This is a genomic window from Paraburkholderia saeva (assembly GCF_907164555.1).
Classification (GTDB): domain Bacteria; phylum Pseudomonadota; class Gammaproteobacteria; order Burkholderiales; family Burkholderiaceae; genus Paraburkholderia; species Paraburkholderia saeva.
This window is the reverse complement of the sequence record NZ_CAJQZC010000002.1, coordinates 496,803-511,132: the sequence shown is the minus strand read 5'-3', so window position 1 is coordinate 511,132 and position 14,330 is coordinate 496,803. Positions and strand designations below refer to the sequence as shown.

The window sequence follows — 14,330 nt, the reverse complement described above, 5'->3', positions numbered from 1 at the left end:
ATTCATTGTAGAGAGTTTGCCACGAGCGCGATACCTTGCAACAGTCACAAAAACGCCTGTTGCGTGGATTCGATGTTGGTGGGTGCGTTTGAAGCGCCCCGCCAGCGTGTCCCGGAAGTCCGGGAGCGAGGGTGTACTGGCCTTGCAGGCGGCATGACGCAGAAGTTGCCGTCCGCAAGGCCGTCGATTACATGCGGAAGTGCTCGCCCAGGTAGACGCGCCGCACGTTCTCGTTTTCGATGATTTCGCTGGGTGCGCCGGCGGCTAGCACGCTGCCGTCGCTGATAATGTACGCGTGGTCACAGATGCCGAGCGTTTCGCGCACATTGTGGTCGGTGATCAGCACGCCGATGTTACGCTGCTTCAGGAACTTCACGATTTTCTGGATTTCCAGCACCGCAATCGGGTCCACGCCGGCGAACGGTTCGTCGAGCAGAATGAAGCTCGGATTCGTCGCAAGCGCACGCGCAATTTCCACGCGCCGGCGCTCGCCGCCCGACAGCGACAGCGCCGGATTTTCACGCAGGTGAGCAATCTGCAGCTCGTCGAGCAATGCTTCGGTACGTGCGGAAATCGCGTCCTTCGTGAGGCGCTTGCCGTCGTCCTCGAATTGCAGTTCGAGCACCGCGCGGATGTTTTCCTCGACGGTGAGCTTGCGGAACACGGACGCTTCCTGTGGCAGATACGACAGCCCGAGCGACGCGCGTTTGTGGATCGGCAGCAGGCTGATCGACCTGCCGTCGAGATCGATCGCGCCAGCGTCGAGCGGCACGAGACCCACGATCATGTAGAACGACGTGGTCTTGCCGGCGCCGTTCGGACCGAGCAGCCCGACGACTTCTCCGCTCTTCACGTCGAGCGATACGTCCTTGACGACCGTGCGCGAGCCATAGCGCTTCTTCAGGTTGCGAACGGAAAGCGAACTGCTCGTGCCGGCGGGCTTGCGATTGGGCAGGGCGGGTGCGTTCACGGTTTCGTCGCTCCCTGGCCTTGATTCTGACCTTGCCCCTGCGCCGGCAGCTGCGTGGACGGCACGAGCGTGGCCGATGCGCCGTTCAGCGGCGCGGGCCCGCCGTTACGCGGCGCGAGCATCGCACGCACGCGGCCCGACGGATTGCCCGGGCCTGCGACGTCCTTGCCGGCCTTCGCGGTATAGAAATCGTTCTGGCCGTCGTACGTGATCACGCTGCCATGCACTTCGTCCATCAACGTCGTCAGGCCCTGCAGGCGGCGCACCGTCGCCCGCGTCGTGAGCGTGGTCAGGTCCTGTTTGCCGTCGTAATCGATACGTTCCGCATCGCCTTCGACGTATTCGTCGACGCCTTCGCGCTTCTGGCGAAAGTACGAGAGATTCTTGCCGGTCGAGGTGCCCGTCGCGTACTGATAGCCCTGCGGATCCTGATGCACTTCGACGCGATCAGCCTTGATGACGATCGTGCCTTTCGTGGCCACGACGTGGCCCGTGAAAATGTTGACCTGCTTGAGGTCGTCGTAAGTCATGTTGTCCGCTTCGATATTCAGCGGCTTGTCCTTGTCGGCGCGCTCGGCGTGCGCAGCCGGCGCGAAGCCGGCGAGCGGCAATGCGGCCAGCAGCGCGGCAAGCGCGGCACGGCACGCGGACCACGCAGGGGCGCGGCCGGTATCAGGACGAGGGAACGATTCGTTCATGCAGTCACGCCTGGAATGGATTTACCCGGGTTGTCTGGGGGAGCCGGCGCTATCGGACGCGGCGATGGCGCCACGCACGTTGCCGAACAGTTGCATAACCCGGGTGACGTTGTTGTAGTTCATGCCGCTGGCCGTCATGACCGACGGACCGCGTTGAAGTTTAACCGGCTTTTCGGTCTCGATGACATCGTCGTTGACCAGCACGCGGAAATGCTCGGAGTCGGCCTGCATGGCCGGGTCGCCGTAACCCGCGGCACGCAGGATCCGCGCATTGTCGTACAGGTTGACGATCGATGCATCGCCGTTCACCGTGCCGCGATCGCCCGTTGCCGTGACGATCGGCTTGCCCGGCTGGAACGCGCGGATCGCGGGTTTCGTCAGGTCGCTGTCTTCGTCATCCTCGTAATGCACCATGTGCGTCGCGGTCAGACGGTATTGGGTCGCGCCCGACTGGTCGAGTTCGGAGACGGAAAAGGTGTCGGCGAAATAGTCGGGCGTGTGCACCTTCTTGTGCGGCGCGCCTTCGTTGGGCGGCGGGAGCGTCGCCTGCAGCAGCCACCATGTGATACCGGCGAGCGCCGCCATCGCGACAACCGGAACCAGCGAAGTCAGTTTGAACTGGTTCATCCGACGAGGCCCTGCTGGTCGCCGCCGCCGCAGGCTGCCGCGAGCAGTGCATCGTACTTGTGCTGCGCGCGCAGCAGCGTGTCGCAGACTTCGCGCACCGCGCCGTGGCCGCCACGCGCCTCGGATACCCAGTGCGCGCGCGCGATCACTTCCGGATGCGAATTCGCCGGAGCGGCCGCGAAGCCGACCTTCAGCATGACGGCGAGATCGACCCAGTCGTCGCCCATGTAGCCGCATTCTTCGGCTGTCAGACCGGTTTCCTTCAGCAATTCGGCGAACGCTTCAGGCTTGTTTTCGACGCCCTGGTACAGATGCGTGATCTTCAGTTCCTTCGCGCGCACGGCGACGATGCCCGATTTGCGTCCCGTGATGATGGCCGTGTCAATGCCTGCCTGGCGCAACAGTTTCGCGCCGTGGCCGTCCATCGAATGGAACGCCTTCATCGTGTCGCCCTCGGCAGTAAACATCAGACCACCGTCGGTCAGCACGCCGTCGACGTCGAAGATCATCAGCTTCACGCGGCTGGCGCGTTCAGTGGCGGTAAGCGGGGCGGCCATCAGATCACCTTCTTGGAGAACAGGTCGTGCATGTTGAGTGCGCCGATGAGCGTGCCTTTTTCATCGACAACCAGCATCTGGTTGATCCGGTGCCGCTCCATCAGTTCCACGGCTTCGACGGCCAGCTGGTCGGGGCCGATCATGCGCGGGCCTTTCGTCATCACATCGGCGATCGGCAGTTCGCGGAAGTCGCCCGCACGTTCGAGTACGCGCCGCAGGTCGCCATCGGTGAAAATGCCTTCGACGTGATTGTTCGAATCGACGATCGCCGTCATGCCCATGCGCTTGGCCGTGAGTTGCATCAGTGCTTCACGCAGCGTGGCGCTGGCGGGCACCTTCGGGATTTCGTCGTCGGTACGCATGACATCGCGCACGTAGGTGAGCAGGCGCCGGCCGAGCGCGCCGCCCGGATGCGAGCGCGCGAAGTCGTCGGCGCCGAAGCCGCGCGCGTCGAGCACGGCCACTGCCAGCGCGTCGCCGAGCGCGAGCGCGGCCGTGGTGCTGGCCGTCGGCGCAAGATTCATCGGGCAGGCTTCCTTCGATACGCCGGCGTTCAGGTGGACGTCCGCGAGTTTCGCGAGCGTCGAGGCCGGCTTGCCGGTGATGGCAATCAGCTTCGCGCCAAGACGCTTGATGAGCGGCAGGATCGAAACGAGTTCTTCGGATTCGCCAGAATTCGACATCGCGATGAAGACGTCGTCGGCGGTGACCATGCCGAGGTCGCCGTGACTCGCTTCGGCCGGATGCACGAAGAACGCGGGCGAGCCCGTGCTCGCGAGCGTCGCGGCCATCTTGCGGGCCACGTGGCCGGATTTGCCGATGCCGGAAACGACGACGCGTCCGCGGCAACTGAGGATAAAGTCGATCGCCTCGACGAAACCATCGTCGAGTTGATCGCGAAGCGCGCGCACGGCGTCCGCTTCGATGTCGAGCACGTCACGGGCGAGTGCAAGCGCCCGATCGCCATTGATTTTCGCTATCATTCGCGGAGTATAGCAAAGGCGTTTGTTCGCCGCGCCGGGCGGGACGTGCCCGGCCGCTGCCTTCACGGGCCCCATAACCTTGTCGCACGGCCGTTTGCGCGCGGCGGTTCCTGACGAACGAGGACGCTTTTTCCGATGCGCGTTTGCCGATGATCTCCCCGCTCGAAATGACGCTCTTCCTGCTACTGGCTTCAGTGGCAGGCGTCGTCGTGTTCCGCTATCTGAACCTGCCGCCGATGCTCGGGTATCTGACGGTGGGCATCGTCGTCGGTCCGCACGCGTTCGGGATCGTGCCGGATTCAGTGGGCGCGCAGAATCTCGCCGAGTTCGGCGTCGTGTTCCTGATGTTCTCGATCGGCCTCGAGTTTTCGCTCGCGAAACTGCGTTCGATGCGCCGGCTGGTGTTCGGCCTCGGTCTGCTACAGGTGCTCGGCACGATTGCGGTTGCGCTGGCGCTCGGCTACGTGCTGGAGCGCTGGGTGCACATCACGTGGGAGGCGAGCGTAGCGCTGGGCGGCGCGCTCGCGATGTCGTCCACGGCGATCGTCAGCAAGATGCTCGCCGAGCGGCTCGAAATCGAAACCGAGCACGGCCGCAATATTTTCGGCGTGCTGCTGTTCCAGGATCTGGCCGTGGTGCCGCTCCTCATCATCATTTCCGCGTTCGGCAGCGATTCCACGCGTCTGATGGAAGCGCTGGGCCTTGCCGCGGTGAAGATCGTGATCGCGCTGGCCGTGCTGCTAATCGTCGGGCAGCGCTTCATGACCCGCTGGTTCAACGTGGTCGCGCGGCGGCGTTCGCAGGAACTGTTCATCCTGAACCTCTTGCTGGTGACGCTGGGCGCCGCGTTCATCACCGACAAATTCGGCCTGTCGCTTGCGCTCGGCGCGTTCATCGCCGGCATGCTGATCGCCGAAACGCCTTACCGGCATCAGGTGGAAGAGGACATCAAGCCGTTTCGCGACGTGCTGCTCGGGCTCTTCTTCGTGACGACCGGCATGCTGCTGAATCCACAGGTGATCTGGCATCACCCGCTCATCGTGCTCGGCTTTCTGGTCGGGCCGATCGTGCTGAAAGCGGTGATGATCACGGCACTCGCGCGGCTCTTCGGCGCTTCGCCCGGGGTCGCGATGCGCACGGGTATCGGCCTCGCGCAGGCGGGCGAATTCGGCTTCGTGCTGCTGAACCTGATTCTCGACAAGCATCTCGTCGACGCCACGTTGCTGCAGGCGATCCTTGCCGCGATGCTGCTGTCGATGCTGGCCGCGCCGTTCCTGATCCAGAACGCCGACCGGATCGTGCTGCGGCTGTCGTCCACTGAATGGATGATGCAATCGTTGCAGATGACGCGCATCGCCACGCAAAGCCTGAAGCAGAGCGGGCACGTGATCATCTGCGGTTACGGTCGCGCGGGGCAGAATCTGGCGCGCATGCTCGAACACGAAGGCCTCTCGTACGTCGCACTCGACCTCGACCCCGACCGCGTGGCGGCCGCTGCAGCGGCGGGCGAATCGGTCGTGTTCGGCGATGCCGGGCGGCGCGAATCGCTGCTTGCCGCGGGTATCCATCGTTGCGCGACCGTCGCGATCACGTATGCGAACACGCCGTCGGCATTGCGCGTGTTGCACAACATTCACGAGCTCGAGCCGACGCTCCCGGTCATCGTGCGGACCGTCGACGACGCCGATCTGGAAAAGCTGCTTGCCGCAGGTGCGACCGAGGTGATTCCGGAGATCGTCGAGGGCAGCCTGATGCTGGCGTCGCATACGCTCGTGCTGATGGGTGTGCCGATGCGGCGCGTCGTGCGCCGCGTCGAGGAGATGCGCGATGAACGCTACAGCCTGCTGCGCGGCTATTTCCACGGCGCCGACGACCAGAGCGACGAGGACGGCCACGAACAGGTGCGGCTACAATCGGTGCCGGTCGACGAAAAGGCCGACGCGGTGGGCCGCACGCTTGCGGAGCTGGGCCTTTACGAACTCGGCGTCGAAGTGACGGCGATCCGGCGGCACGGCATTCGCGGCGTCGAGCCGGATCCGGCAACGCGTCTGCGCGCGCTCGACATTGTCGTGCTGCGCGGCTTGCCTGAAGCGCTGGCCGAAGCGGAAGAGCGGCTGTCGAAACATCGGCGTGCCGGTGCCGTCGTGATGTGAAATGGCTGAGCCGGCCTCCATCTTTTTCACCTGCCGCGCGCTTTCGCGCGGGAACAGCGCCACGAGCGGCACCTGATGCGCCGCCAGCGCGGCCGATACTGAAGCTGTTACCCGAATACTGGAGACATCATGTCCAATGCACCTTCGCTCGCGCCAGCCGACGCGCCACTGAACGCGGCTGAGTTCGTGAAGAGCCAGATCCGCACGGTGCCCGACTGGCCGCAGGCCGGCGTGCAGTTTCGCGACATCACGCCGTTGCTGCAGCATCCGAAGGCGCTACGTGTGCTGATAGACCTGTTCGTGCTGCGCTATATCGATGCGAAGCTCGATTACATCGCTGGCCTCGACGCACGCGGTTTCATCATCGGACCGATTCTCGCGTATGAGCTGAACCTCGGCTTCATCCCGATCCGCAAGGTCGGCAAGCTGCCGTACAAGACGGTCGCGGAGTCGTATCACCTCGAATACGGCACGGCCACGGTCGAAATTCACGAAGACGCGTGCGGCCCTGGCGACCGCGTCGTGATCATCGACGACCTGATCGCCACCGGCGGCACGATGATGGCCGGCAAGAAGCTGCTCGAACGGCTCGGCGCGCAGGTGGTGGAAGGCGCGGCGATCATCGATCTGCCGGACCTCGGCGGCGCGCGGCTGTTGCGTGAAGCGGGGCTGCCGCTCTACACCGTCACCGAGTTCGGTGGACACTGACCGTACGTCGCGTATCCATCCCACGCACAACGCACCCGGATAAAAACGATGCCCAATTTCCTGCTGTTTCTCGCGACGTCCATCGCGATCACACTGGCGCCTGGCCCCGACAACCTGCAGGTGCTTGCGCGCGGTATTTCGCAGGGGCGCGCGGCGGGCTTTGTCGCGGCGCTCGGTTTTGCTGCTGGCATCACGTTCCATACGACACTTGCGGCGCTCGGTGTCGCGGCCGTGCTGCGCTCGTCGCCGGTTGCGTTTCAGGCGATCAAGCTCGCAGGCGCCGCGTATCTGGTCTGGATCGGCATCAAGGCGCTGCGTAGTCAGGGTCTCGCGACGGCACACGAGCGTCCGCCGCAGCCGCTCTGGTCGGTGTTCCGGCAAAGCGTGCTCGGTAATGTGATGAACCCGAAGGTCACACTGTTCTTCATCGTGTTCCTGCCGCAGTTCGTCGATCCGCACGGCGCGCAGAACGTCACGCTGCAGATGCTCGAACTCGGCGCGCTGTTCATGCTGCAGACCGTCGTAGTGTTTTCGCTCTTTGGCGTGTGTGCTGGCATGATCGGGAGTTGGCTGCGCCGGCGGCCGCGCGTCGGCGTGTGGCTCGACCGGCTCGCCGGCGCGACGTTCATCGCGATCGGCATTCGCGTCGCGCTGCGCGACTGAGCGGCAGGAGCGTCGATCATGACTTTGCCGTGCATCATTTCCGCCCGCCGTTTCGACGCGCGCGCCCACACGCCGTTCTGGATCGGTGAGGAACAGGTCGGCTGGATCCGTACCACCGACGTGCCGCTGCTCACACGCTGGCCGGATGTGTTCGATATCGACGCCACGCGCGTCGCGCTGTCGGCGCGCTTCGACACGTTCGATCTGCGCAGTGCCGCGCTTGGCGCCGTGATCGGTGCGCTCGCCGCCGAGGGCCGAATTCCAGGCTGGCGCGACGAGACCTACGCGATCCGCAACGCGTTCGATGCGCCGCCCCTCGCGTACATCGAACGCGCTGCGTCGCGCTTCTTCGGGACGATGACGTACGCGGTGCATCTGAACGGCGTCGTAGAATATGGCGATCGCGCGCCGCAGTTGTGGATCGCGCGCCGCAGCGATACGAAGGCGACCGATCCCGGCATGCTGGATAACGTCGTCGCGGGCGGTATCGGCTGGGGTTTCGGTATCGAGGAAACCATCGTGAAGGAGTGCTGGGAAGAAGCTGGCATTCCGGAAGAAATTGCCGTGCGCGCGCTGGCGGGCCGCACCGCGCATGTGTTGCAATCGTTGCCCGAAGGCACACAGGCCGAGCAGGTGTTCATCTACGACCTGCCGTTGCCGCCGGATTTCGCGCCGCGCAATCAGGACGGCGAAGTGGGCGAGCATCGTCTCGCACGGATCGACGAAGTCGCGCGCTGGATCGAGGAGGGCACAATGACGGTCGACGCGAGCCTCGCGACGCTCGACTGTCTGCTGCGACGTCGCTGGATCGACGAAGAAGCGTGTGAGGGTATTGCCACGGTGTTTGCGCCGGCGGTGATCTGAAGGCGCAGCGCGTCGTCATACTGAACGAATAACGGATCGAAGAAGGGAGTCACCCAGGTCATGTCGACCGAACATAGCTTTATTCTCAAACTGTCGTGCGCTGACCGGCCCGGCATCGTGCATGCGGTGTCCGGCTTTCTGTTCGAGCGCGGCAGCAATATTCTCGACTCGGCGCAGTTCGGCGACAGCCACACGGGCGAGTTCTTCATGCGCGTGCATTTTCAACAGGTCGGTGGTGATCCGGGGCTGGATGCGCTGCGCGTGTCGTTCGCGCCGCTCGCCGGGCAGTTCGGCATGAAGTGGGAGTTGCACGACGCATCGGTGAAACCGCGCGTTGTGATCATGGTGTCGAAGATCGGCCATTGCCTGAACGACCTGCTGTTTCGCTATCGCACAGGTCAACTGGGTATCGAGATTCCCGCGATCATTTCGAACCACAAGGAGTTTTATCAGCTCGCGGCGAGCTATGACATTCCGTTCCATCACTTCCCGCTGACGGGTTCGACGCCCGACGCGAAGGCCGCGCAGGAAGCGCGCGTGCTCGAGGTGATCGACGGGCATCAGACGGATCTGGTTGTGCTCGCGCGCTATATGCAGATTCTGTCGCCGCAACTGTGCGACCGGCTGGCTGGACGGGCGATGAATATTCACCACTCGTTCCTGCCGAGCTTCAAGGGCGCGAAGCCGTATTACCAGGCGTTCGATCGCGGCGTGAAACTCATTGGCGCGACCGCGCATTACGTGACGACCGATCTCGACGAAGGTCCGATCATCGAGCAGGAAGTGGAGCGGGTGGATCACAGCATGACGCCGGAGCAGTTGACCGCGATCGGCCGCGATGTCGAATGCGTGACGCTTGCCCGCGCGGTGAAGTGGCACGTCGAGCATCGTGTTGTGCTGAACGGAAGCAAGACGGTGGTTTTCCGTTGATGAGTGTGCATGCTGCCGGGGTGTGATTTCCGTCGGGAAACGCTGCAACTTCGTCGTCTGGATTTGAGTAGCACGTAAAAAGGCCCGCGGCATTACTGCCGCGGGCCTTTCAGTTTCAACGTTCAGTTGCTGGCTACGTGCCAGCCATCAGAACGGAATATCGTCATCCATCTCGTCAAACCCACCGCCAGCCGGTGCGCTCGGACGGCTGGCGCCGCCACCACCACCGCTACCGCCACGCGGTGCGCTGGCCTGACCACGACCGCCGCCGCCACCGCTGCGTTCGGACGGTTCACGGCTGTAGCCGCCATCGTCGCCGCCGCCACCGCCGCCCATCGAGCCGCCACGGCCGCCCAGCATCTGCATCTGTTCAGCGACGATTTCCGTCGAATAACGGTCGGTGCCGTCCTGCGCCTGCCACTTGCGCGTGCGGATGCGGCCTTCGATATACACCGACGAGCCTTTCTTCAGGTACTCGTTGACGATTTCAGCGAGGCGGCCGAAGAACGACACGCGGTGCCATTCGGTCGATTCCTTCATTTCGCCCGACGTCTTGTCCTTGTAGCGGTCGGTCGTGGCGAGCCGGATGTTTGCCACGGCGTCGCCGCTCGGCAGATAACGGACCTCGGGATCGGCTCCGAGATTGCCGACGAGAATGACCTTGTTCACGGATGCCATGCGTTTCTCCTGTTGATTCCGTTGCTGGCGGTCGGCAATACGCGGTTTCGTGCTGCGACCCTGTGGGCCGGAGATCGAAGCCGCGCCGCAGCCGTCCGCCGATAAATGCTGTTACGCCCTGCGCGGCGGCTGCTTCATGTTTGCGGCGATTATAAGCCAGCAAAACACGAGCCCCGAGCAGGTAAAAAACACGGCGCTCTGACCGTCCACTTTCAGCAGCCATCCGCCGATCACGCCGCCCATCGCAAGCCCGATCGACTGTGTGGTGTTGTACACGCCAGCCGCCGCGCCCTTGCGCGTGCCGGGTGCAAGTTTCGACACCAGCGAAGGCTGCGAAGCTTCCAATACGTTGAAGCCGAGGAAGTAGACGAAAAGAATCGCCGCGACAGACAGAATGGTATGGGGTGCGAGGCCGAGCAACAACTGGCCGATCAGGATAAGCGCAATTGCACCGAGCAGCACCGCCTTCATCTTGCCGCGCTTTTCAGCCGCGATGATCGCCGGGACCATCATGACAAAAGCGAGCCCCATCACCGGCAAATACACCTTCCAGTGCGACGCGACGGGCAGGCCGCCCGCTTCCAGAATGCGCGGCACGACGAGAAAGAGGGCTGTCTGCGTGGCGTGCAGCACGAGCACGCCGAAGTTCAGGCGCAGCAATTCGACGTTGTGCAGCACTTCGGCGAACGGCGCGCGGACGTGCACGGGCTTTGGCGCATCCGGCACGATCCACAGCACGACGCCGATTGCAAGAATCGAGAACACGCCAACGAGCGCGAACAGGCCGCTCATGCCGACCCACTGGAACACGACCGGCGCGCCGACGATCGCCACGGCGAACGACACGCCAATACTGCCGCCCACCATCGCCATGGCCTTGGTGCGGTGTTCCTCGGCGGTCAGGTCCGCGATGAACGCGATCACCGCGGATGAAACGGCGCCCATGCCCTGAATCACCCGTCCGACGATGATCCACGTCATGTCGTGCGCGCCGGCCGCGACAAAGCTGCCGAGCGCGAAGATCAGGAGACCGGTTGCGATAACGGGCTTGCGCCCGATCTTGTCGGAAATCCAGCCGTAGAAGATATAGAGCAGCGATTGCGTAACGCCGTACGCGCCAAGCGCGATGCCGACGAGCAGCACGTTGTCGCCACCTGGAATCGTTTTCGCGTAGATCGAAAACACCGGCATGATCATGAAGAGACCGAGCATGCGCAGCGCGAAGATCGCAGCGAGCGACACGGTCGCGCGCAGTTCCGGCGCGCTCATGCGTGAAGATGTTGCGGATGGATTGGACATCGGAAGCGATATTCGAGTGATCGGGTCGGCTAGCCGCGGCGCGGCTGTGCGCGATGCGTTCAGCCCGGCGGTGTACCGCGCGCGACAGTCGGCATGCGGCACGGTGCGTTGCCCGGTGGCCCGCTGCTGGCTTGCAGTCGCGGCAAACGTCCCCATCTGAAGGGCCTGAAGCCCGCTCGCCGCGGCGCCTGACCATGGCATGACAAACCTGCTCCGCGCCTTGCGGGCGTTGTCAGGAAGCCGTAACGACGGTCTGGAAAAGTCGTTATAGTAGCAGGTTTAGCCCCCTCTCTTTCTGCCAGGTCATGGAATAGCGCGTGGAACAAATCCGTATCCGTGGGGCCCGCACCCACAACCTGAAGAACGTCAATCTCGACTTGCCGCGTCACAAGCTGATTGTGATTACCGGCTTGTCCGGCTCGGGCAAATCATCGCTTGCCTTCGATACGCTCTATGCGGAAGGGCAGCGTCGCTACGTCGAAAGTCTGTCGGCCTACGCGCGGCAGTTCCTGCAATTGATGGAAAAGCCGGACGTCGATCTGATCGAGGGTCTCTCGCCCGCCATTTCGATCGAGCAGAAGGCAACCTCGCACAACCCGCGCTCCACCGTGGGCACGGTCACCGAAATTCACGACTATCTGCGTCTCCTGTACGCACGCGTCGGCACGCCGTATTGCCCGGACCACGAAATTCCGCTTGAGTCGCAAAGCGTCTCGCAGATGGTGGACGCCGCGCTCGCGCTGCCGGAAGACGCGAGGCTGATGATTCTCGCGCCCGTCGTCGCGAACCGTAAGGGCGAGCACGTCGAGCTGTTCGAGGAAATGCAGGCGCAGGGTTTCATCCGTTTTCGCGTGAGTTCGGGCGGCGGCACCGCGAACGAGGGCGTTGCGAAGATCTACGAAGTCGATTCGCTGCCGAAGCTGAAAAAGAACGACAAGCACACGATCGACGTGGTCGTCGATCGTCTGAAGGTGCGCGCCGACATGAAGCAGCGCCTCGCCGAATCGTTCGAAACCGCGCTGCGTCTTGCCGACGGCCGCGCGATCGCGCTGGAAATGGACACAGAGAAGGAACATCTGTTCAGTTCGAAGTTCGCGTGCCCGATCTGTTCGTATTCGTTGCAGGAACTGGAACCGCGGCTGTTCTCGTTCAACAACCCGATGGGCGCGTGCCCGGAATGCGACGGCCTCGGCCAGATCACGTTCTTCGATCCGAAGCGGGTGGTCGCGCATCCGTCGCTGTCGCTCGCGTCGGGCGCGGTGAAGGGCTGGGACCGGCGCAACCAGTTCTACTTCCAGATGCTGCAGAGCCTCGCCGCGTTCTACGAATTCGATATCGATACCGCGTTCGAGGACCTGCCGGAAAAGATCCGCAAGATCCTGCTGTACGGATCGGGCAAGCAGACCATTCCGTTCTCGTACATGAACGAGCGCGGCCGCACGTCGATTCGCGAGCACGTGTTCGAAGGGATCATCCCGAATCTGGAGCGGCGCTATCGCGAGACCGATTCGGTCGCGGTGCGCGAGGAACTCGCGAAGTATCAGAATAACCAGGCGTGTCCCGCCTGCGAAGGCACGCGTCTGCGTCGCGAGGCGCGCTTCGTGCGCATCGGCAACGATAGCGACGCCCGCGGCATCTTCGAAGTGAGCGGCATGCCGCTGCGCGACACGCTCGGCTATTTCCAGACGCTGCGTCTGGAAGGTGCCAAGCGCGAGATCGCCGACAAGGTGGTGAAGGAAATCGTCGCGCGGCTGATGTTCCTGAACAACGTCGGGCTGGATTATCTGTCGCTCGAACGCAGCGCGGAGACGCTTTCCGGCGGTGAGGCGCAGCGCATCCGGCTTGCATCGCAGATCGGTTCGGGCCTCACCGGCGTGATGTACGTGCTCGACGAGCCGTCCATCGGGCTGCATCAACGCGACAACGACCGGCTGATCTCGACGTTGAAGCATCTGCGCGACCTCGGTAATTCGGTGATCGTCGTCGAGCACGACGAAGACATGATCCGCATGGCCGATTACGTCGTCGACATGGGACCGGGCGCCGGCGAGCACGGCGGCATGGTGATCGCCGAAGGCACGCCGAAAGAGGTGCAGGCCGATCCGGCTTCGATGACCGGCCAGTACATGTCGGGCGCGCGGCGCATCGAGTTTCCGGACGATCGCAAGCAGCCCGACGAGCGCCATCTGCGTATCGTCGAGGCGTACGGCAACAACCTGAAGCACGTTACGCTCGATCTGCCGGTCGGGCTTCTGACCTGCGTGACCGGCGTGTCCGGCTCGGGCAAGTCGACGCTGATCAACGACACGCTGTATCACGCGGTCGCACATCACCTGTATGGCTCAGCCACCGAGCCGGCACCGTACGAATCGATTGAAGGGCTGGAGCATTTCGACAAGGTCATCAACGTCGACCAGTCGCCGATCGGCCGCACGCCGCGCTCGAATCCGGCCACGTACACAGGCCTCTTCACGCCGATCCGCGAGCTGTTTTCCGGCGTGCCGGCGGCGAAGGAACGCGGCTACGATCCAGGCCGCTTCTCGTTCAACGTGAAGGGCGGCCGCTGCGAATCGTGCCAGGGCGACGGCGTGCTGAAGGTCGAAATGCACTTTCTGCCGGACGTCTACGTGCCGTGCGACGTGTGTCACGGCAAGCGCTACAACCGCGAAACGCTCGACGTCCAGTACAAAGGCAAGAACATCAGCGAAGTGCTGGAGATGACGGTCGAGAACGCGTACGAGTTCTTCCGGCCGGTGCCGGTGGTCGCGCGCAAGCTGAAAACGCTGCTCGATGTGGGTCTCGGCTACATCCGTCTGGGCCAGTCGGCGACCACGCTTTCGGGCGGCGAAGCCCAGCGTGTCAAACTTTCGCTGGAACTGAGCAAGCGCGACACGGGTCGCACGCTATACATCCTCGACGAACCGACAACCGGTTTGCACTTCCACGATATCGCGCTGCTACTCGAAGTCATTCACCGGCTGCGAGATCAAGGTAATACTGTCGTAATCATCGAGCATAATCTCGACGTGATCAAAACCGCCGACTGGGTGATCGATCTTGGGCCGGAAGGCGGCGCGGGCGGCGGACAGATCATTGCGCAGGGCACGCCGGAGCAGGTGGCGAAGTCGAAGGCAAGTTTTACCGGAAAGTATCTGGCGCCGTTGCTGAAGCGCCAGGCGGTGGTTCAAAAATAAAACTGC

13 protein-coding genes are annotated in these 14,330 nt (G+C 63.4%); 6 read left to right on the top strand and 7 right to left on the bottom strand.

Annotated elements, in window-relative coordinates:
• Positions 1-187: 187 nt before the first annotated feature.
• From lptB to kdsD, 5 genes are read right to left on the bottom strand one after another with little or no spacing between them, the layout of a single operon-like run.
• Complete coding sequence (gene lptB, locus LPA36_RS06505) at positions 188-970, bottom strand: LPS export ABC transporter ATP-binding protein (RefSeq protein ID WP_228875313.1); 783 nt, start codon at positions 968-970, stop codon at positions 188-190.
• Positions 967-1,668 (bottom strand): lipopolysaccharide transport periplasmic protein LptA, encoded by a 702-nt coding sequence (gene lptA / locus LPA36_RS06500; RefSeq protein ID WP_228875312.1) that lies wholly within the window; start codon positions 1,666-1,668, stop codon positions 967-969. The genes lptB and lptA overlap by 4 nt, the downstream gene beginning before the upstream one ends.
• 21 nt (positions 1,669-1,689) lie before the next feature.
• Positions 1,690-2,295: an LPS export ABC transporter periplasmic protein LptC gene (lptC, locus tag LPA36_RS06495; protein ID WP_228875311.1), complete on the bottom strand. Its 606-nt coding sequence runs from the start codon at positions 2,293-2,295 to the stop codon at positions 1,690-1,692.
• On the bottom strand, positions 2,292-2,855 hold the full coding sequence (locus LPA36_RS06490) for a KdsC family phosphatase (protein WP_228875634.1): 564 nt from the start codon (positions 2,853-2,855) through the stop codon (positions 2,292-2,294). The genes lptC and LPA36_RS06490 overlap by 4 nt, the downstream gene beginning before the upstream one ends.
• Entirely contained in the window at positions 2,852-3,835 is a 984-nt protein-coding gene (kdsD, locus tag LPA36_RS06485; protein ID WP_228875310.1) for an arabinose 5-phosphate isomerase KdsD, read from the bottom strand. Before kdsD ends, LPA36_RS06490 begins: the two co-directional genes overlap by 4 nt.
• A 149-nt stretch (positions 3,836-3,984) precedes the next feature.
• Here kdsD and LPA36_RS06480 point away from each other — a divergent pair, with 149 nt between their 5' ends.
• The 5 genes from LPA36_RS06480 (at position 3,985) to purU (ending at position 9,153) form a co-directional block, all read left to right on the top strand.
• The gene (locus LPA36_RS06480; RefSeq protein ID WP_228875633.1) at positions 3,985-5,988 is read left to right on the top strand and encodes a monovalent cation:proton antiporter family protein; all 2,004 of its coding nucleotides are present in this window, start codon (positions 3,985-3,987) and stop codon (positions 5,986-5,988) included.
• A gap of 129 nt (positions 5,989-6,117) precedes the next feature.
• Positions 6,118-6,696: an adenine phosphoribosyltransferase gene (locus tag LPA36_RS06475; protein ID WP_228875309.1), complete on the top strand. Its 579-nt coding sequence runs from the start codon at positions 6,118-6,120 to the stop codon at positions 6,694-6,696.
• A 48-nt stretch (positions 6,697-6,744) separates the two neighbouring features.
• Positions 6,745-7,359 (top strand): LysE family translocator, encoded by a 615-nt coding sequence (locus LPA36_RS06470; protein ID WP_228875308.1) that lies wholly within the window; start codon positions 6,745-6,747, stop codon positions 7,357-7,359.
• 18 nt (positions 7,360-7,377) lie between these two features.
• Positions 7,378-8,223 (top strand): NUDIX hydrolase, encoded by an 846-nt coding sequence (locus LPA36_RS06465; protein WP_228875307.1) that lies wholly within the window; start codon positions 7,378-7,380, stop codon positions 8,221-8,223.
• A 60-nt stretch (positions 8,224-8,283) separates the two neighbouring features.
• Positions 8,284-9,153 (top strand): formyltetrahydrofolate deformylase, encoded by an 870-nt coding sequence (gene purU, locus LPA36_RS06460; protein ID WP_228875306.1) that lies wholly within the window; start codon positions 8,284-8,286, stop codon positions 9,151-9,153.
• A 147-nt stretch (positions 9,154-9,300) separates the two neighbouring features.
• Here the strand turns inward: purU and LPA36_RS06455 are convergent, their stop codons facing one another.
• Positions 9,301-9,831 carry a single-stranded DNA-binding protein gene (locus LPA36_RS06455; protein ID WP_228875305.1) on the bottom strand — a complete coding sequence of 177 codons (531 nt, stop codon included), beginning with the start codon at positions 9,829-9,831 and terminating at the stop codon, positions 9,301-9,303.
• A gap of 111 nt (positions 9,832-9,942) precedes the next feature.
• Positions 9,943-11,130, bottom strand: a complete 1,188-nt coding sequence (locus LPA36_RS06450) for an MFS transporter (protein WP_228875304.1) — start codon at positions 11,128-11,130, stop codon at positions 9,943-9,945.
• 317 nt (positions 11,131-11,447) lie between these two features.
• On the opposite strand from LPA36_RS06450, the gene uvrA reads away from it, so the two are divergent.
• Entirely contained in the window at positions 11,448-14,324 is a 2,877-nt protein-coding gene (gene uvrA / locus LPA36_RS06445) for an excinuclease ABC subunit UvrA (RefSeq protein WP_228875303.1), read from the top strand.
• Positions 14,325-14,330 lie beyond the last annotated feature (6 nt).